Source organism: Candidatus Pelagibacter sp. HIMB1521, from assembly GCF_052047875.1.
Taxonomy (GTDB): domain Bacteria; phylum Pseudomonadota; class Alphaproteobacteria; order Pelagibacterales; family Pelagibacteraceae; genus Pelagibacter.
On sequence record NZ_JBNAIZ010000005.1, the window covers coordinates 45,510 to 63,846 of the forward strand.

Genomic DNA, 18,337 nt, shown 5'->3' on the forward strand with positions numbered 1-18,337 from the left:
TCCCTCTTTAGTTTATTTAGTTTTTATATATATAACTTATATATAAATATATAATCATATTCTGATACAAAACGTAAAGTAAAAAATGACTCAAACAAAAGCTAACATAGCTCTACTACTTGGTGATCCTGCGGGAATAGGACCTGAACTTATTTCAAAACTATTAAGTGAGGAAATAATTAACAAAGCAAATATTGTTGTTATTGGTGAAAAACAAATTCTCGAGAGTGGAAATAATGTAACTGGCAATTCTCACCAACTTGAAGTCGTAGAAAGCTTTGATCAAATTGATTTTAATAAATCGAACAGATATTTACTAGACATTTCAAAAGGAAAAAACCATAAATATAAAATAGCTGAACCTTCAAAAGAATCGGGTGAAAGTGTTTTAGAGGCTTTAGATTTAGCACTAAATCTTGCTAAAGAAAAAAAAATTGATGCAATCAATTTTGCTCCAATGAATAAAACAAGTTTGAAACTTGGAGGAAATACCCATTCAGATGAATTACAATTAATGGCTGAAAAATTAGATGTAAAAAGTTTTTGTTGTGAGTTTAATGTTATAGATAATTTTTGGACTGCAAGAGTAACCTCTCACATTCCAATTAAAGAAGTTGCACAGCACATCACAAAAGAAAATATCTTAAAGCCTATTAAATTAATTAATGAAGTTATGGAATTGAATGGCGTAAAAAATCCTAGAATAGCAGTTCAGGCACTTAACCCACATGCTGAATTTGGCACCGAGGAAAAAGATGAAATTATTCCAGCAATAGAAGAAGCAAAAAAACTTGGATTTAATACAGATGGTCCGTTACCATGTGATACATCTTTTGTGGTTGCTTATAAAAATAAAAACCATGATTGTATGGTTGGAATGTATCATGATGCACTTCAGTCTGGACTTAAAGCATTTGGTTTTGACAGAGGGGTTACAGTTCAAGGTGGGTTAACAGTTCCTGTAACAACTACTGCACATGGATCAGCTTTTGCAATTGCTGGAAAAAATGAAGCTAATTTAGCTCCAATTTTAAATTCATTTAAAATTGCATTATCAATGGCTGAAAATAAAAAGAAGTTAAGCTAAGCCTTATATTAAACCAGCATCTACCGTAAAATTTTGTTTAGTGCATCCAGATGAAACATCTGATGCCAAATATAAAACCATTCTTGAGACATCCTCAGGTAATACTTGTTTTTTAAGACACTGTTTATCCAGAATTTCTTTTTTAAATTTTGGATTTAACCATAATTTTGACTGTCTTTTAGTTGCAACTGAACCAGGTGCAATTGAGTTTATTCTAATATTGTGTTGTCCTAAATCTCTAGCTAGAGATTTAGTTAAACCAAAAATTGCAGCTTTTGCTGTACTATAAGCTGGAAACATCACAGCTCCTCTAATCCAACTAACAGAACCTAAATTTATTATTGATCCACCTTTGTTTTTAATCATACTTTTTTTAACTGCTTGAATAGCAAACAAATAGTGTTTCAAATTTATTGCCATTCTGTCATCCCAGTATTTTTCGGTAACTTCTTCAAGTGTGTGCCTTTGATCATTGGATGCATTATTTACCAAAATATCAATTGGACCTTTTTTTTTAATAATACCTTGAATTAGAGTTTTGTATTTTTTTATATTTTTAATATTACAAAATTGAAAAGTAGGTATTTTTTGTTTTTTCTTTTTAATTTTAGAAATTAATTTTTGAGCTTCTTTTTTATCTATATCAAAAAAATAAACCTCAACACCTTGTTCACAAAGATGTTCAACTATTGATGCACCAATACCAGATGCTCCACCTGAAACTAAAGCACGTTTATCCTTTAAATCAAAATATTGAACTTTCATTAAAATAAAAATTTATGATTAGTTTAATATTTTTTTTATTTCTTCTAAAGTAAAAGGTTTTGGTTTCTTGCAAGTTGTCTTTATTTCTTGTGGTATACCTGTTTGAGAAGCTCTCATAGTTGAATCTATTATATCTAAAACATGTAAAGAAAGCTCTCCATTACATCTATGTTCTAAATTGTTTTCAATTGCATAAGCCATCTCTGATAGACCAGCTCCTCTATAATTTGCATTTGTTGGAGATTCATTTGCTCTTGAGCTTTGACTTTTAATATTAATTTTTCCTAAAGGCATCATGTCGGTTTTATGTTCACCCCAATTACCACCAGCAGTTACTGAAACAAAGGCAGATCCACCAAACATATTTGGATCAGGAACAATAATTGATCCTTTGTTACCATATAGCTCTATGTGGTTTCTTTGATGAGCAACCACATCAAAAGATAAAGTAATCTGTATGATGCAATCATTTTCAAATTGTATAGTTGCAAGATAAGTTGTTGGAGTTTCTACTTTAAATTTTTGACCTTTTTTTGGGCCTATCCCAATTTCTCTTTCTTCAAAAACTTTTGTACATCTTCCTTGTACTTGTTTTGCTGGACCAATTAAATTTACTAATGCCGTAAGATAATATGGACCCATATCTATTACGGGACCCCCTTCATTTTCAGCAAACCAAGGTTCTGGGTTTGGATGATAAGATTGCACTCCAGGGAAAGCAAAAATAGCATTACCTAATTTAATTTCACCAATTACACCGTTATCAATGAGTTCACGAGTTTTTTGAATGCCCCCACCCAAAAAAGTATCTGGTGCATTTCCAATATAAAGATTTTTCTCTTTAGCAAGTTCAACTAATTTTTTTCCATGTTCAAAGTTAACAGCCATAGGTTTTTCAGCATAAGAATGCTTACCATTTTCTAAAGCCATTTTTGAAACTTCAAAATGTGCACCAGGAATTGTAAGGTTTAATATTATTTCAATCTCTTTATCTTTAAGAAGTTCTTCAACAGTTACTGCTTCAATATTATAATGGATTGCACACTTCTTTGCTGTTTCCATATTGATATCAGCACATTTAACAATCCTGATATTGTTGAAATACTCTTGAGCTCTAAAATAAGTTTCTGAAATATGACCACATCCTATAAGACCTACTTTAAATACTTTATTCATAAAGGATTAAATACCTTGTCTTTGTTTACTTCTTCCTTCTTTATAAAGTTTTAAAGCTTCTTCATTTTCTTTAGTAGTTGGAATTTCTAAAGTTGGGCTATCCCAAAAAGATGATCCTTCTACCCATTTATAAGCATGAGTTTTAATTGAAATAACATAAGTTACATCAGATGCTTTAGCTCTTTTAAACGCAGCTTCAAGATCTGAAATTGAAGTAACGTGTTCTGATTTTGCACCCATACTTTCTGCATGTTTTGCAAAATCTACATCAACTAAGCCAGGTGTGTTTGAGCTCTTCAATAAGTTATTGTACTCTTTTCCACCTTTGAATAATTGAAGTCGGTTTATAACTGCAAAGCCACCGTTATCACAAACAACTATGATCAATTTATTTTTTGTAATCACTGAAGAATAAATATCAGTATTATTTAATAGATAAGATCCATCACCTACAAATGAGATCACTTCTTTATCTGGATTAGCCATCTTAATTCCTAATGCTCCAGATATTTCATAACTCATACAACTAAAGCCCCACTCTGTTTCATGAGTATTAAGCTCTCTTGGTCTCCATACTTGGATTACTTCACCTACCAAACCTCCTGCAGCTGTAACTGCAATATCAGTTGGATCAGAATTTCTATAAATAGCACCAATTACCTGAACATAACTTGGAACTTCCTGATTAGTTGGAGCGCTCTCTTTATCTATATGTTCATTCCATGACTTAAGTTCTGTTTGAGATTTCTTATTCCAATCTTCTCCTGCTTTCCAATCACCTAAAGCTTGTGAAAGTTCAGTTAATGAAACTTTTGCGTCTCCAACAACAGCTTGAGCCAAATGTTTGTTAGCATCATATCTTGATACATTGATTGAAACTAATTTGAAATTTTCGTTTTCAAAATTAGCCCATGATCCAGTAGTAAAATCAGCTAGCTTTGTACCTATTGCAATAGCAAGATCAGTTTGTTTTGCTAATGAGTTTGTATTTTTTCCACCAAGTCCTCCGATTTGACCTGCAAAATGAGAATGATCTCTCTTCATTGTTGAATAACCCATTACAGTTTGTGTAACTGGAATATTGTGTTTAATTGCAAACTGACTTAACTCTTCCATTGCATCTGAATAAAAAACTCCCCCTCCAGATATTATGATTGGATTTTTTGAAGATTTAATTTTTTCAGCTGCCTCTTTAATTTGAAATTCATCTGGTCTTGGTCTTCTAATTGTATGAACTTTCTCTTGAAAAAATTCTTCTGGATAATCAAAAGTTTGGCCTTGGATATCTTGGCTTAAAGCAATACAAGCAGGGCCACAATCAGCAGGATCTAACATTGTTTGAACTGCTATAGGAAATGATTGAATTATTTGTTCAGGTCTAGTTATACGATCAAAATATCTTGTAACTGGTTTGAAAGCATCGTTTGCAGTTACACTTGGATTGTTAAAATGTTCAACTTGTTGCAATACTGGATCTGGCATTCTATTTGCATAAGTATCACCTGGTAAAAATAAAATTGGCAATCTGTTACTCATCGCTACTGCTGCTGCAGTAACCATATTGGTTGCTCCTGGGCCAACAGATGAAGTAGCAACAAAAATTTGTTGTCTTCTCTTAGCTCTGGCATAACCTATTCCAGTTAAAGCCATATTCTGCTCATGATGGCCTCTATAAGTTGGTAATTCTTTTTGATTTTCTTCAAGTGCCTGACCTAAACACGCTACGTTTCCATGTCCAAAAATTCCAAAGACACCAGGAAAGAGTGGTTCTTTTTTGCCATTAATTAATATTTTTTGAGCAATTAAATATTTAACGATTGCATGTGCACAAGTAAGAGTGATTTTTTTCATAATTGGGTTTATTTTTTTTATGTATAATGTTTATATATATTTATATTTATAAATTAAAAAACCCAACTTAGTAAACCTTAAAAAAATAAAATATTATGTATAGCAAATTTGGACAATTCATTGATGGAAAATGGCAAGAAGCAGAAAAAAAAGAGACATATGATGTAATCAACCCTGCAACTGAGGAAGTGATTGGAAAAGCATCAAAAGCATCTTCAGTAGATGTACAAAAAGCATTAAAGTCAGCTGAGAAAGGTCTTAAAGTTTGGAGTAACACTACTCCATGGCAAAGATCATATGTAATTAGAAAAATTGCAGATCTAATGAGAGAGAAAAAAGATGTTCTTGCTAAATGGTTAACACTTGAAGTTGGTAAACCTCTTGCTGAAGGAGTTGGAGAAGTTGGTGGAGGAGCTGATATATTTGAGTGGAATGCTGAAGAAACAAAAAGAATTTACGGTCAAACAGTTCAGAGTAGATTTCCTGATACAAGAGTTCATGTTTATTATCAGCCAGTAGGAGTTGTGGCTGCTTTAATACCATGGAACTTTCCAATCATTTTAGCTGCTAGAAAAATTTCAACAGCACTAGCTGCAGGTTGCTCTGTAATTTGTAAACCTGATGTAATTACACCTGGTGCAGTTATGGAATTAGTTAATATTTGTAAAGAAGCAGGTGTACCTGATGGTGTGGTTAATTTATTATCTGGTGATCCTGCAGAAATTTCAAATGAATTATTAGAATCTGATATTATTAAAAAAGTATCAATCACTGGTTCAACAAGAGTTGGTAAATTAATATTAAAGAAAGCAGCAGATAAAGTTCAAAGAGTAACAATGGAACTTAGTGGTCATTCACCTTTTATTGTATGTGATGATGTTGATATGAATAAAGTTGCAGATATTGCGATTACTGCAAAATTCAGAAACAATGGACAAGTTTGTATCTCTCCAAATAGATTTTATATCCAAGAAAATAAAAAAGATGAATTTCTTGGAGCTTTTATGGATAGAGCAAAGAAATTAAAAATTGGAAATGGTATGGATGAAGGAACTATCTTAGGTCCTTTAACTACTGCAAAAAGATTAGATGAAATTGAAAAACTAGTTGAGACAACAAAAAATGAAGGAGCCAATGTTTTGATGGGAGGAAAAAGACCTTCGGGTTTTAACAAAGGTTATTTTTATGAGCCAACTGTTTTTGATAATGTAAAAGACGATTTTACGATTATGAGAGAAGAGCCATTTGGTCCTCTCGTACCCGTTCTTACGTTTAAAACATTTGATGAAGTTATTGAAAGAGCAAACAATAACGACCTTGGTTTATGTAGTTATTTGTATACAAATAACATGGACCAAGCGAACAGAGGTTCTGAAATGTTAGAATCTGGTTGTGTCGCTGTTAATACTGGTGCAGTTGCTGTAGCAGAAGCTCCTTTTGGTGGTATCAAACAAACTGGTTATGGACGTGAAGGTGGATCAATGGCGATCAAAGACTATCTAAACGTTAAATACACTCACATGGCATTAAAGGTATAATTATGAGAAAAAATAAAATTAAACAAATGATGAAAGACGGTAAACCCGTCATTAATGGTTGGTGCGCAATTCCAAGTACTGCATCTGCAGAAGCAATGGCACATCAAGGTTGGGACTCATTAACTATAGATATGCAGCATGGATTAGTTGATTACAGTAATGCTCTTCCGATGCTTCAAACAATTTCGACAACAGATGTCACTCCACTTGCTAGAGTTAATTGGAATGAGCCAGGACAAATAATGAAAATTTTAGATGCTGGTTGTTATGGAATTGTTTGTCCAATGGTCAGTAATAGAAAAGAAGCTGAAAATTTTGTTCAAGCATGTATGTACCCACCTGATGGTTACAGAAGCTTTGGTCCTGTTAGAGGATTAATTTATGGTGGTGCAGATTATGCAGATCACGCTAATGAAGAAATTCTTAAATTAGCAATGATAGAAACTAAAGAGTCTTTAGAAAATTTAGATGAGATAATGTCAACACCAGGTGTTGATGGTATTTATATTGGGCCTGCAGACTTAAGTTTAGCAATCGGTGAAAAACCTGGATTTGATCGAGCTGAAACAACAAAGGCTTATTCAGAAATTTTGAGAATTCTAGAACATGCAAAGACAAATAATATTTTTGCAGGAATTCACAATGGTACAACAGAATACGCAACGAAGATGATTGAAAAAGGTTTTGATTTTGTAACGATAGCTTCTGATTTAAGAGCTTTAAGTGCTGGCGCTAAAGCAACTGTTGATAAGATGAAAGGTTCTTTGTCTAAAAAAGACAACGACGCTACTTATTAATCAAGTTGATTTAAAAATTCTTCAAACTGATTTTTATCTAAATTAGAGGATTGTTTCTTGCTTGGAAACTTTCCAGCCATAGAATCTTTTTTAAATGCTTTAAGAGCTTTAACTCTTTCAACCTTAATTTCATTTCTAAGTTTTAATAAATTTCCATAAGCTTTAGAATGTCTTGGAGGATTTTCAGTATCACCACAAATATCTTCCATAAATAAATACATCACATCTGCATTTCTTCCAGATCCTAAAGAGACAGTTACAATATCTGTTCGTTTAGAAATTTCTCCCATTACATTTTCAGGTATTACTTCACACTCAGCAGAAAAAGCTCCTGCATCTTCTAATCTTTTAAATTTTTGGAATAACTCATAAGCCTCATTTGCAGTTTTGCCAACTGCTCGAAGTCCACCTATCCAAGTTGATTTTCTTGGAACTAATCCTAAGTGACCCATAACAGGCACATCTTCCTTTGCTAGCATTTCTACTATGTCCATACTTCTTGGTGTCATCACTGCATCAGCGCCGTTTTCTAAAGCTTTAAAAGCTCCACGCATAATGTCATCTGCTGTAACAAATTCGTTCAAAACTAAAGCTGCAGTTAAAAAAAGATTTTTAGACCCTTCCCTTACTGGAATAACATTTTTAGCGTTAGCAATAATCATATCAAAGCCAGCTTTTTCAGAAGCTGAAGCTTCATCAACAGTATTTGCGGTAACTTGAGTAAATTTTCTTTTACCTTTGGCTGCTTTTAAATCACCTACTGTAGTTGATCTTTTGGCTGGTTTTGCAGCCCATGTATATACATTCTTCATTAAATACCTTTATAAAGAACGTCTCTTCGATCAATAAATTCCTCAAAAGTCTTAATGGTAACAACTGATGGTAAAATAAAAATTGATCTTTTGTCCTTTTCGTTTCTAATAATTCTAAAATAACCTTTCTTGATTGCTGTATCGATATAAACATTAGAAGTTAAATAAGATTTCTCTATAACTCTTAATAGTTCATTTTTTGTAATAGATTTATTTTTATAATAAGCAAGCATAACCATGTGAAGCATAATCCAATGTTGAGGTGTCAGAGAAAACCAATTTAATAAATCATTTGCTAACCTTCCCTCAAAATCTCCAAGTGAAATTTCAGCTAATGTAATTCTTTTTTGAGTTGATTTTGAAATTTTTTTCTGTTCTTCAAAATTTTTTGGATACTTAAACTGTCTTTTCATTTAAATAAACTTAAACTTATTAAGTTTTCTATTCAATACTATTTTTGCTTAGTAGCTCTTTATAAATGTTATTTACTCTATGCACTTCTGAAGCTGTATTAAAATATCCCTCATATTCGATTTCATCTGGTGTTACATCAAAATGATAATGACCAGCATCTTTATCATGTTCATAAGAATGAAAATGTGTATGTTCACCAGACTCTCTTAAATTCAATTCTCCTCCTGTAGGATCTCCAGTCCAAAGTACTGTATAACACTGCAATTTTGGACCAACAGGTTCATAAAATTGAAGAAAATCTTTTACACACTTCATTTGTTTTGGATCATAGTATTCATGTTTAATATCTTTATAATCTGGTTGAACATGCGATCTTACTTTTCCTTCTAAAATTCTAAACACACCTGCGATAGCAACATGTTCATTTTCTTTAAGATTTAAATTATTTGATAATGAAGACCTCATTGCTTGCGGAAGTGAACCTTGATTACCTGATCTTCCTTTGATTTTTATTTTAATTACTTTTCCTTGTTTACCATCTGTATAATAAATATTTCCAAGTCCACCGTGTTTTCGTGCGCTATATTTTTCAACAATACATTTTTTATCAGGACTTACTCTTGCAATTATAGATCTAGACTCGTCAGTAATTAAATTTTCATTAATTACTAATTCTCCGCAGTGACCATCTAAACACGACATTGCACCAGATCCTGCACCTAAAGCATAAGATTTTTCTGATCCAATCATTTTAGAAATTTCTTGGTAATCAAATTCAGCACCGATAAAATTAGGATCATGCATGTATGGCTCACCACCAACATCAATGATTTTTTGATTGCCGCTTATCCCTTCAGATGGACAATCCCATTCACGAAGATTGGGACAGTCTACAACTTCTACCTCAACATTTTTAAAATTTTCCGAAAGTCCTTTTTTTAATGCATTCGCTATATCTTCAAGTGAATGATTTGTGAAAGTTCCTTTTTCTATTTTTAATTGCATGATGTTAATAAGCTATAATTTATTTTGCATATTGTCTATAGATAATATATATAATTTCTATACATAAATAATTTTAAAAAGGTAACGATGATAAATAAAGATTTAAAAGTAGCCGTACTAGGTGCTGGTGCTATGGGCTGCCTGTTTGGAGGATTGCTAGCTGAAAAAGGTTTAAATGTAACTTTAATTGACGTTTGGAAAGAACATGTCGATGCAATTAATAAAGATGGTTTGAAAATGGATGGTCACGGTGGTGATCGTATAATTAAAGTTAATGCTACTTCAGATCCATCATCGTTAGATAAAATGGATGCAGTGATTGTTATGTGTAAAGCAACTGCATTAGAACCAGCTTTAAATAGCATTAAAAATATTATTGGTGAAAAAACAGTTTTCATGTCTTTTCAAAATGGAATTGGTCATGAAGCAATAATTCAAAGTATTGTTGGAAATGAAAAAGTAATCGGTGGAACAACAACACAAGCTTCTAATATTTTAGGACCAGGTCATATAATGAACCATGGCGCATTGCCTTCATGGATTGGTGAATATGAAGGAGGAATAACGGAAAGAATTACAGAAATAGCTGATACTTTTACTGCACATAATTTAGAAATGATTGCAGCTGAAGATGTTAAAAAAAGAAAATGGATGAAGCTTTTTGCTCTAACAGCGATTGGTCCTCTTTCAGCTATATTTGACCTACATCACACCGATCTTTACCTAAATAATAAGGCTAATGATGTTTCAAGAGGGCTTGGTAAAGAAATCATTTTAGAGACAAGAGAAGTAGCACTTGCTGATGGAGTTAATGTTTCTGAAGATGAGTGTCTATTTATGTTCAATAAAATTGTAGATTCTATGCAAACTAACAAATCTTCAATGGCTTTTGATGTTCAATACAAAAGAAAAACAGAAATTGATTTTATAAGTGGTGCTGTTTCTAAAATTGGAAAAAAACATGGAGTAAAAACACCTTTAAATGACCTGATGTATAAAATGATCAAGGTTAAAGAAGGTATGTATAGTTAATGCTTAAAATTAATCGATTAAAAAAAATTAAAAGTAACTTTCCTGTACTAGTTGGAGATAAAGTCGTTGAGAAAAATACTTGCAATTTATTAATTGATGAAATTAGTAAATCTAAAGCTTTTGATGACATGATAATGGGTGGTCGAAGCAGAATTAATAAAGGCTCAAAAAATTTTAATAACTATATTAAATCTTCAAATAATTCTGCAAAACTCTTCAAACTTTTTAATAGCAATGCATTTTATAAAAAAATTGAAACTCTTTTTTCTAAAAATTTTAAAGATGAATCTTGGACAAACACTCACAAACCAAAAATATTTAATCAAAAAAAATTTACTATTAAAAAGAAATTAAATTCAAGTGAATTAAAAAAATTATTAGGAAACAATTACACTAACCCAAAAGTTAATTTAGATATTGATTTTTCGGTTTCTAAAGGAGGATACAGACTGCGTCCTCATAGAGATGATATTACGAGATTGTATAATTTCTTAATTTATCTAACAGATATTCCAAAGAAAAATGGAGGATCACTTACAATTTATAGAAAAAAATCAAAGAAAAATTTAAGAAAAAGTTTCAGGCGATTTCCAAAAATGAGTGAATTAGAAATAGTAAAAGCATTTACTCCAAAGAAAGGAACTGTGGTATTTTTTCAATCTACACCAAATTCTTATCATGGAGTTAAACGTTTTATAGAAAAAAACTGTCCAAAAAGATTTTTTATTTATGGAAGTTACGCACTCAATAAGCCAGTTATTTGGAATTATAAAGGAACAGCTTACTATCCACACATCATCAGTACGAAGAAAAAAATGTTAACTTCTTTTCATGATGCAAATTATTTAACAACTGATCCTAAGAATTGATATTGTTAAAAATTTCTACTAGGTTCTATTAATGCCAAATAATCTACAAAAGAAATTATTTGAACAAGGATATTTAAAAGTAAAAAATGTTCTTAACTATCAAAGAGATTTAAAGCCAATCCTAAATGACATGGAATTTGTAATGGATTGTTTGATCCAAAAACTTGCAAAAAAAAAGGATGTAAAAAAAGTTCTTAATTTAGATTTTAAAAAAAAATATTCTTATATATCAAAATTAAAAATTGATGATTTAGATCAATATTTTAATACTAGATTGCCAAGAGATCACGTTAAGAAAGATAGTGATTACTTTGCTACTCAATCTTTATGGAATTTAATTACTAATAAAAATATTTTAGATGTTGTTGAAAAAATTTTGGGAAAAGAAATCATGTCTAATCCAGTACAAAATACTAGAATTAAACAACCTGAAAAAAAATTACCAAAAGGTTCAATTTTAGACGGTTTAAGTGGAAGAACACCTTGGCATCAGGATGCTGCAGTTCTCAGTCCTAAAGGGCAAAAATTGACTGACATGGTTACTGTATGGATACCTTTTACAAAAACTACAAAAAAAAATGGGTGCATGATTACTGTTAAGAAAATTAATAAAATGGGATTATTAAATCATATTGCTGGTTATAGAGGCCAAGTAGAAATTAAAGATAGTAAATTACTGGATAAAATGCAGCATATTCACTTAGAGGCAGACGTTGGAGATGTAATTCTTTTGCATAAACATTCAATTCACTGCTCCTTACCTAATAGATCAAATGATTTTAGAATAAGTGCAGACCTTAGATACAATGTAGCTGGTCAACCTTCTGGGAGAGATCCACTTCCAAATTTCTATGTAAGAAGCAAAAATAAAAAAAATCTTAAAATTCAGAATTTTAAACAATGGTTAGCTCTTTGGGAAAAAGCAAAAGAAAAATGTATTCCACGCAAATATGCCTTTAAATATCCTTTGCCGACGTTTAAGAATAGTAAAAAAGATCTTTCAAAATTATTATAAAAATTAACAAATGAATTCAGTAACTACCCGTGTCTACTCGGTAGACTTTTTTTTAGCAATTCTTGGTTATTCCTTATTTGTTATCATGGACTCTATAGCAAAAGAATTGACAAATTATTATCATGTAACACAAATAATATTTATTAATTCTTTATCGGCATTACTGCCAATTTTACTTTACACGCAAGTTAGAAATTCTTGGAAAAAAATTAAGACTAAAAACTTTTTTGTACATTTGGTTAGAGCAATAACTTTAATAATTTCAATGGGATTATTTTTTCTTTGTATAAATAAACTTCCACTGACAACCATGTATAGCATAATCTTCTTTACACCCTTTGTATTAACAATTGGTTCTGTAATTTTTCTAAAAGAAAAAGTAAGTTGGAGAAGATATACGGCAATATTAGTAGGTTTTATTGGAACAATAATTGCAATCGATCCTTTTGGAAAAGAAATTAATAACTATGTATTATTGGCATTATTAATACCAATTTTTGGGTCTGTGGGTCATTTGTTGGTTAAAAAATATGGTCAATCAGAGAGTGTGTATTCATTTTTAATAATTGGAAAGTTAATCTTAATTGTTATTTCAGGTGTGATTACATTTGAGCTTTATATACCAATGACTAAAACAGATTTTTTCTTAAATTTTAACGCAGGTTTATTAAGAGGAATGGGAATGATTTTTATTATAAATTCTGCTCGACATCTTCCTGCTTCAATATTTGCGAACACACAATATGTTCAATTATTAATTGGTGCATTGATCGGTTTTTATATTTTTAATGAAATCCCTACTTGGAATATTTATTTAGGAAATGTTTTTATAATTGGTGCTGGAATTTATATCGTTTTAAGAGAGATAAAACTTTCTAGAAATATTGTTTCAAATTCAATAAGGCCAACAACTATTTCAATTAAAAAGTAAGTTATTCAATTTAAGTTAAAAATATATATAAGTAAGTATGGCTAAAATATTAATAACAGAGTTTATTAACCAAGGCAGTTTGAACGATCTAAACAGTAGTTTTGAAATCAAGTTTGATGAAAAGCTTTGGGAAAAAAAGGATGAGCTTAAAGAAATTATTAAAGATTATGATGGTTTAATTGTCAGAAATAAAACTCAAGTAAATAAAGATATTTTATCTAACGCTAATAATTTAAAATTTATAGGAAGATTGGGTGTTGGTTTAGACAACATTGATACTGAATTTTGTAAAACCAAAAATATCCATGTCCAACCTGCAACTGGTATGAATGCAGACTCTGTAGCTGAATATGTGATTTCATCTTCTATGTCTTTAATAAAAAAAATTCCTATGTTTCATCATGGAACAGTCAAAGGTGATTGGCCTAGAACAACAATTAAATCTGCTGAAATAAATGAAAAGTGTATTGGAATAGTAGGTTTTGGTACCATCGGCAGAAAGGTTGCGGACTATAGTTTGAAAAATGGTCTAAATGTTTTGGCTTACGACCCTTATATTAAAAAATTAGATGATAATGAAAAAAATTATAAATTATCTTCATTAGAAGATGTATTTAAAAATGCAGATATTATTTCTTTACACTTACCATTAACAGAAGAGACTAAAAATTTAATAAACAAGTCTTCATTCTCTAAAATGCAAAAACAGCCAATAATAATTAATACTTCTAGAGGTAGTGTTGTGAATGAGAACGATCTTATAGATGCTTTTAATCAAAATATAATTTCAGGATTTGCATTAGATGTATTTGAAAATGAACCTATTAAAAAAGATTTATACGAAAGAATAACATCTGAAATGAATTGTATTTTAACTCCTCATATTTCAGGTGTGACAACAGAGTCAAATATAAGAGTTAGTAATTTTATAGTTAAAAAGGCGATAGATTTTTTTAAGTAATTATCTCGTTTAGCTTTACTACTCTTCCAAGTTTAATTGATGTCTCAGCAGCTTCTCCAACAGCAACTGCAATTAATCCATCTTTCAAAGATACCTCTGGCTTTAATTTATTTTTTACTGCATTTATAAAGGCTAAATGTTCATAATAAGTTGAACCATGATGATGTCCTGCTTCAAGTATTTTTGGATCTACACTAATACTTTCTTGTTTAATTTTTCCATCTCTCATACCAATTCTTACATCAGAAGTAGTTTTTCCAGACTCGTTTGAAGGAACTGAAGTTTCAATTTTACCGATATTTCCTGTTGCGGTTAACTCTTCTTGCATTTCAGAATTTTCAGCAAACATACAAAGCTCAAGCATACTTCTTGAGCCGTTCTCAAAATTAACAATTACGTAAGCATTATCAATAATATCTGGTTTTTTCCCATCATATTCCTCATCTAAATGATTTACATCTTGTCCCCCACTCGCATAAACACTTACGGGCTCACTCTTAACAATAAAACGCATCAAATCAAAAAAATGACAGCACTTTTCAACTAAAGTTCCTCCAGTATTTTTTTCAAATCTGTTCCAATCATTTACTTTTTTTAAAAAAGGAAACCTGTGTTCTCTTATTGTTAATGTTTTTAGGTCACCAATTGTTTTGTTGTGAATTTCTTTAATAAATTTTGAAACAGGAGGCATGTACCTGTATTCCATTGCAGTCCAAAATACTGATGGGTAATCTTTAGTAAGTTTTTCTATTTCTAAACAATCTTTTGTCTTAGTACACAAAGGTTTTTCAACCAATATGTGTTTCTTAGTTTGAATTACATCTTTTAAAATTTGAATATGAGTAAAATTAGGAGATGAGATTATATATACATCGACTAAATTTTCTTTAATCAAATCTTGATGATTTTTAAAGCAAACAACTTCTGATTTAAGTAATTCTTGGCACTGTTTCAAAGACTCTTCGTGAGGATCTGAAAGAGCAACTACCTCGGCCTCATCTATCAAAGATAAATTTAAAATATGTTCTCGAGCCATCGTGCCAGCTCCAATTATTCCATATTTAATTTTTTCCATATTTATTATCTATCAGTTTAATTAAATAAATTTAATCAATTGTTAATCCACTTGGTACTTTTTCTGGTTTACCGAGTGGTCTTTGATTTCCACTTTTTCCAGTTAGAGATTGTAAAAAAGAGACTAATTGATCAATTTCTTTTTCACTTAAATCTATTGGCTTGATATCTATACTTGAAATAATTCTATCCTGTTCTCTTTTGTCAGAAAAAGTTACAAAATCTATTTGTTCTAACCATGGGGCACTTGGTAAATTTGCATATTGAGGTTTCCAATTTTTATTCATAGCTACTGGATTTAAATGATGTTTAATTATACCCTTAAGTGTTGGATAAGCACCATTATGACCATAGGGTGCCGTTAAAGAAACATTTCTTAGCGCAGGTGTTTTAAATTTATACATGTCATCCACATCATCTGTTTCAACCATTCTTCCAACATCACGTGCATAAGGATCGAAAGGTCTGGTTCTGCCCGGTCCAAATTGTGGAATACCTATTGAATGAAATTTTTGATCAGACAATAAAGACCCTGAATGACATGAACTACAATTAGCTTTGCCATAGAATAAATTCATACCTGCAATCTGATTTGAATTTAAAGCTGATTTATTTCCGTTTAAATATTCATCAAATGGAGAGTCAAAAGATGTCCATTCATGAATTTCAAAAGCTGCAATTGAGTTTACTATATGTGTAATATTTATGTCTAAAGCATTATCCACATCATCAAAAGCATGTTTAAACATCTCAACATATTCAGGAACTCCTCTTATTCTATGAGTAATCACAGGCCAAACTCTATCAATTCTCATGCTGTCTTTACCAACTTTTGAAACCAATCCTATAATTTCATTTTCACCTGGATTGCCAGCCATTTCGAATTGTCTTGTCATTGGAAATAAAGCTTGTACCGCTACTATATTATCAAGACCTTTTGGAAGCAGTTCTTGTGCTGGGGTATTAAAACCATTTCCAAATATGTCAGATTTAGTCACTCTACCATCGTGAAGTAGTGTTGAAATATCTTTAAATCCTAAATTCCATAATGCTAAAGCATTTCTTGGAATACGTTTTTTAATTTTATCATCCCCTGATCCAGCTGTTCTTTCTAATCCAATACCATGTCCTCCTTCACCAATACCTAATGAAAGTCCATCAGACCCTCCTAGATCATGGCTATGACAAGTTGCACAAGCAATATTACGATTGGCAGATAAAATTTTATCATGAAATAAAAGTCTTCCTATTTTAACCTTTTCCATATCAACTTTATGAAAATCATTACTTGTTAAAGGTTTTGGTAATTCAATTGAATATGTTTTGTTTGCTGAAATTAAAAATGGAATTATAAATATTAATATTTTTAAATGTTGAGATACTTTTTTATAATTTTTTTTATTCCATCTATAGTTTTTGCAGAAATTGAAAATGCTAGAGACTTGATGGAAGCTGGAAAATTTCAAGAAGCTATGGAAGAACTGATGCCAGCTGCCAGATCTGGAAACGCTGATGCTGAAGAGCTTATTGGAATAATGTATGCAATGGGTCTTGGAGTTGAGCAAGACGATGTTAGAGCTTTTGAATGGTATCTTAGATCTTCGATGAAAGGTCATCCTGGTGCTCAATCGGGTGTTGGGTGGTATTATGAAATCGGTAGAGGACTTCCTGCCCCTGATCTTGTTAGAGCTTACATGTGGTATGGTTTGTCTGCTATTGGAGGCGATCCTGATGCTGCGATTTCTCAAGAAGAAGTTGTTAAAAAAATGACTCCTGAACAAATTGAAAAAGCGCATATACTTATTAAAGATTACAAAGCTTGGATTTATCCGTTTAGGTAATGAGGCGAATAATTAAATCCGCCCCATCATTAAATTAAGATTATAAGTCTTTGTCGTATGCACTTGATGCTTTTTTCTCAGCATCAGCAACTGCACTTGTTAAAGCGTCAAAGATTTGTCCTCCACCCTTAACATTTGACTTAAACCAATCATAAACTGGACTAGCAGCTTTTTTGAAACTAGCTTTTTGTGCTGGAGTTGGAACATATAAATCTCCACCGCCTGCTACAAAGTCTTCATACGCTTTGATTGATTTTCTTTTTGGAGATGCAAATGTAGCTTGTTGCAATGCATAAAATCCATCCGTAATAACTTTCTTAAGTTCTTTTGGCATAGATTGATATTTTGCATTGTTCATCCACCAAAGTGCTCCCATGTATGCATGACCGTCTAAAGTAACATATTTTAGACCTGCATCTGGAAACTTCATATTCATAATGTCAGTTATTCCATTTTTAGAACCTTCAACTACACCTGTTTGAAAAGATGTAAATAATTCTGGCCATGGAATAGGAGTTGGTGAAGCACCTAAAGCTCTTACAAGCTCTTGAGGTAAGTCAGCTACAACAGTTCTGATTTTTAGACCTTTCATGTCTGATGGTTCTGCAACTCTTCTTTTAGTGTTAGCAAAATTTCTCCATCCACCAGTGTTTCCGATAGTCATTAATCTTATTGTATCCCCTGAATCTTTAAGAGCCATTTGTCTCATAGTTCTCACAAAATCACCTTGCATAACATCTTCGGCAATTCTGTCGTCTGCCATTAGATATGGTAAATCTAAAACTTGAACATATGGGAATACACCAGCTGCTCCTCCAGAAGTAGAAATGTAAACGTCGATGCTTCCATCAGAAACACCTTGTAAACATTCTGCTCCTTTAGAACATAACTGTGTACCTACAAAAAGTTCTACAGATATTTTTCCATTTGATGCTGCTTCAACGTAGTTTTTAAATACTACTGCACCATCATAGTCTTCATCTTGATCATTAGAGTTCATTGTCATTCTTAAATTGTAATCAGCAGCTGAAACAGAAGCTGTAAAACTAATTAAGAATAATAATGAAAAAAATGATTTAATTAATTTACTCATAATTATTTCCCTCTCATTAAATATATATTTAAGTATAGAAACTATACATAAATTGAACCTCTGTGTCTATTATCTA

General features: G+C 31.4%; 18 protein-coding genes. 9 read left to right on the top strand and 9 right to left on the bottom strand.

Features of this window, described 5'->3' with window-relative positions; translation table 11 throughout:
* The first annotated feature begins 85 nt into the window (after positions 1-85).
* A complete protein-coding gene (locus ACTTA5_RS02720; RefSeq protein WP_440647717.1) occupies positions 86-1,087 on the top strand; it encodes a 4-hydroxythreonine-4-phosphate dehydrogenase PdxA in 1,002 nt (333 codons plus the stop codon).
* Between the two features lie 3 nt (positions 1,088-1,090).
* Here the strand turns inward: ACTTA5_RS02720 and ACTTA5_RS02725 are convergent, their stop codons facing one another.
* Genes ACTTA5_RS02725 through iolD form a run of 3 tightly spaced genes read right to left on the bottom strand, consistent with a single transcriptional unit; the run spans position 1,091 to position 4,879 of the window.
* The gene (locus ACTTA5_RS02725) at positions 1,091-1,852 is read right to left on the bottom strand and encodes an SDR family NAD(P)-dependent oxidoreductase (protein ID WP_440647719.1); all 762 of its coding nucleotides are present in this window, start codon (positions 1,850-1,852) and stop codon (positions 1,091-1,093) included.
* A gap of 18 nt (positions 1,853-1,870) precedes the next feature.
* A complete protein-coding gene (locus ACTTA5_RS02730; protein ID WP_440647721.1) occupies positions 1,871-3,028 on the bottom strand; it encodes a Gfo/Idh/MocA family protein in 1,158 nt (385 codons plus the stop codon).
* Positions 3,029-3,034: 6 nt separating this feature from the next.
* Entirely contained in the window at positions 3,035-4,879 is a 1,845-nt protein-coding gene (gene iolD, locus ACTTA5_RS02735) for a 3D-(3,5/4)-trihydroxycyclohexane-1,2-dione acylhydrolase (decyclizing) (RefSeq protein WP_440614575.1), read from the bottom strand.
* Positions 4,880-4,974: 95 nt separating this feature from the next.
* On the opposite strand from iolD, the gene ACTTA5_RS02740 reads away from it, so the two are divergent.
* Positions 4,975-6,417, top strand: coding sequence for an NAD-dependent succinate-semialdehyde dehydrogenase (locus ACTTA5_RS02740; protein ID WP_440647723.1), 1,443 nt, complete (start codon positions 4,975-4,977; stop codon positions 6,415-6,417).
* 2 nt (positions 6,418-6,419) lie between these two features.
* Entirely contained in the window at positions 6,420-7,214 is a 795-nt protein-coding gene (locus ACTTA5_RS02745) for an HpcH/HpaI aldolase family protein (protein ID WP_440647725.1), read from the top strand.
* On the opposite strand, the gene ACTTA5_RS02750 is transcribed toward ACTTA5_RS02745, so the two are convergent.
* From ACTTA5_RS02750 to ACTTA5_RS02760, 3 genes are read right to left on the bottom strand one after another with little or no spacing between them, the layout of a single operon-like run.
* A complete protein-coding gene (locus tag ACTTA5_RS02750; protein ID WP_440647727.1) occupies positions 7,211-8,026 on the bottom strand; it encodes a 3-methyl-2-oxobutanoate hydroxymethyltransferase in 816 nt (271 codons plus the stop codon). The two genes, ACTTA5_RS02745 and ACTTA5_RS02750, sit on opposite strands and share 4 nt — an antisense overlap.
* The gene (locus ACTTA5_RS02755) at positions 8,026-8,439 is read right to left on the bottom strand and encodes a MarR family transcriptional regulator (protein WP_262589473.1); all 414 of its coding nucleotides are present in this window, start codon (positions 8,437-8,439) and stop codon (positions 8,026-8,028) included. Before ACTTA5_RS02755 ends, ACTTA5_RS02750 begins: the two co-directional genes overlap by 1 nt.
* A gap of 28 nt (positions 8,440-8,467) precedes the next feature.
* Entirely contained in the window at positions 8,468-9,445 is a 978-nt protein-coding gene (locus ACTTA5_RS02760) for a DUF1907 domain-containing protein (protein ID WP_262589475.1), read from the bottom strand.
* Between the two features lie 87 nt (positions 9,446-9,532).
* Between ACTTA5_RS02760 and ACTTA5_RS02765 the strand changes: the two genes are divergently transcribed.
* The 5 genes from ACTTA5_RS02765 to ACTTA5_RS02785 are packed head-to-tail and all read left to right on the top strand — an operon-like array spanning position 9,533 to position 14,253.
* Positions 9,533-10,477, top strand: coding sequence for a ketopantoate reductase family protein (locus tag ACTTA5_RS02765; RefSeq protein ID WP_440647729.1), 945 nt, complete (start codon positions 9,533-9,535; stop codon positions 10,475-10,477).
* Positions 10,477-11,346, top strand: a complete 870-nt coding sequence (locus tag ACTTA5_RS02770; RefSeq protein WP_440647731.1) for a 2OG-Fe(II) oxygenase — start codon at positions 10,477-10,479, stop codon at positions 11,344-11,346. The genes ACTTA5_RS02765 and ACTTA5_RS02770 overlap by 1 nt, the downstream gene beginning before the upstream one ends.
* 31 nt (positions 11,347-11,377) lie before the next feature.
* Complete coding sequence (locus ACTTA5_RS02775; RefSeq protein ID WP_440647733.1) at positions 11,378-12,361, top strand: phytanoyl-CoA dioxygenase family protein; 984 nt, start codon at positions 11,378-11,380, stop codon at positions 12,359-12,361.
* Between the two features lie 10 nt (positions 12,362-12,371).
* A complete protein-coding gene (locus ACTTA5_RS02780; protein WP_440618618.1) occupies positions 12,372-13,292 on the top strand; it encodes a DMT family transporter in 921 nt (306 codons plus the stop codon).
* Positions 13,293-13,329: 37 nt separating this feature from the next.
* Complete coding sequence (locus tag ACTTA5_RS02785; RefSeq protein WP_440647735.1) at positions 13,330-14,253, top strand: NAD(P)-dependent oxidoreductase; 924 nt, start codon at positions 13,330-13,332, stop codon at positions 14,251-14,253.
* Here ACTTA5_RS02785 and ACTTA5_RS02790 read toward each other — a convergent pair.
* Both ACTTA5_RS02790 and ACTTA5_RS02795 read right to left on the bottom strand, forming a co-directional pair.
* Positions 14,246-15,328: a Gfo/Idh/MocA family protein gene (locus ACTTA5_RS02790; protein ID WP_440647737.1), complete on the bottom strand. Its 1,083-nt coding sequence runs from the start codon at positions 15,326-15,328 to the stop codon at positions 14,246-14,248. The two genes, ACTTA5_RS02785 and ACTTA5_RS02790, sit on opposite strands and share 8 nt — an antisense overlap.
* Before the next feature lie 31 nt (positions 15,329-15,359).
* Positions 15,360-16,592: a cytochrome-c peroxidase gene (locus ACTTA5_RS02795; protein WP_440647739.1), complete on the bottom strand. Its 1,233-nt coding sequence runs from the start codon at positions 16,590-16,592 to the stop codon at positions 15,360-15,362.
* Between the two features lie 105 nt (positions 16,593-16,697).
* On the opposite strand from ACTTA5_RS02795, the gene ACTTA5_RS02800 reads away from it, so the two are divergent.
* A complete protein-coding gene (locus tag ACTTA5_RS02800; RefSeq protein ID WP_262589483.1) occupies positions 16,698-17,168 on the top strand; it encodes a tetratricopeptide repeat protein in 471 nt (156 codons plus the stop codon).
* 40 nt (positions 17,169-17,208) lie between these two features.
* Here ACTTA5_RS02800 and ACTTA5_RS02805 read toward each other — a convergent pair whose 3' ends face one another.
* On the bottom strand, positions 17,209-18,261 hold the full coding sequence (locus ACTTA5_RS02805; protein WP_440635021.1) for a TRAP transporter substrate-binding protein: 1,053 nt from the start codon (positions 18,259-18,261) through the stop codon (positions 17,209-17,211).
* Positions 18,262-18,337 lie beyond the last annotated feature (76 nt).